Here is a 1,418-nt window from a genome sequence, read left to right on the forward strand (position 1 = left end):
CATTACAGTTGCATATTAGATTTCAGGTGGGAACGTCGGGCGGCGGCTTGGTGGGCGCGTCGCCAAGTTGACCATGCGATGATGTAGGCGGGCTGGATCTGGCGCTGTGCAAGCTTGTTGGCGATGCGTCGGACCTCCTGAATGGACCAACGGATCAGATCTTGATGGTCCGCTTCCTCGATCTTTTTGGGGGCGTCACGTCATTGGCGCGGTATCGGATCGCCGCCATCATGGCGAAAGCGAGCATGACGAGAGAGACGTGGCGATGCCAGCCGTGCCAGGAGCGGGTTTCGTTATGGTCGAGACCGAGTTCGTTCTTGGTGGTCTCGAAGCTGTCTTCGATCGCCCAGCGATGGCCTTCGACGGCGACGAGGGTCTCAATGCCCGTATCGGCCGGGCACCATGTCGTGAAGAAGGCGAGGTCGCCATCGCTAATATTGCGTCGGATCAGCAGTCCACGGGTCCAAAGCCCTGATTTGGTCTCATCATATTCATCTGCGCCGAGATCGGCGAGTTCGCAATACGCCCAGTCATGGAGCCGAGGCCCTTTGGTGCCTTCGCCAGCAGAAAGGCGCTGCCATGCGTCGGGCGCCAGTCCCCGAGCGATCTTTTCGGCTGTTCCGGCAACGGGTGGATTTTTATCCCATGAGCCAAAGCGATGGTCCGATTTCACCCCGAGAACATAGCCTTTACAACCTCTGCGCAGAGCCTGTTCGATCTCGCCGACGCCGTACACAGCGTCCGCTGCTACCCAGGAGAATGGCACATTAGTAGCCAGCGCGCGCCCTATCATCTGGGCAGCCAACGCCGGCTTGGTGGCGAAGGTTACAGCTTCAGGGACGTGGGTCGCGGCAAGACGTACTGGATCGCCAGTCCAGGTCTTGGGCAAATATAAAGCCCGATCGATGAAAGCGTGACCACGAGCAGATACATAAGCAGCGAATACGCCGATCTGGCAGTTCGTGATCTTACCTGCTGAACCGGTATATTGGCGTGCGACGCCGCAGGAAGCCTTGCCCTGCTTAAGGAACCCGGTCTCATCGATGACGAGAACCGCATCGTCCATGGCGAGGTTCTCGACAATATATTCGCGCACAATGTCGCGAAGCTCGTCCGCGTCCCAGTGCCCACGGCCTAAAATGGCCTGTTGCCGCCACGGACCAGGATCCCCCGCAGCTTCCGCGCGCATCCAACCCGTCTTACGGCGCTCGTCACCCAGCAGGCCGTCCAGAAATAGGTTCGCCGACGCCGCAACGCGCTCCTGCGTGAACAAACCACGCATACGCCCCTTTACGTCCCGCAATGAGGAAGCCCATAGCTCCAGCGTCGTCTCGATCGATGCACCCGTCATTCCACAGCCTCCTTACCATGGAGACCTATTGATTCAGAGTTCGATCAATTATGCAACTGTAATGCTA

1 pseudogene is annotated in these 1,418 nt (G+C 58.5%); it reads right to left on the minus strand.

Annotated elements, in window-relative coordinates:
• Nucleotides 1–154: 154 nt before the first annotated feature.
• Nucleotides 155–1,370 (minus strand): annotated as a pseudogene (locus ACODR8_RS19900) (IS701 family transposase).
• Nucleotides 1,371–1,418: the final 48 nt, after the last annotated feature.

It is taken from the genome of Sphingobium sp. FG58 (assembly GCF_057809055.1).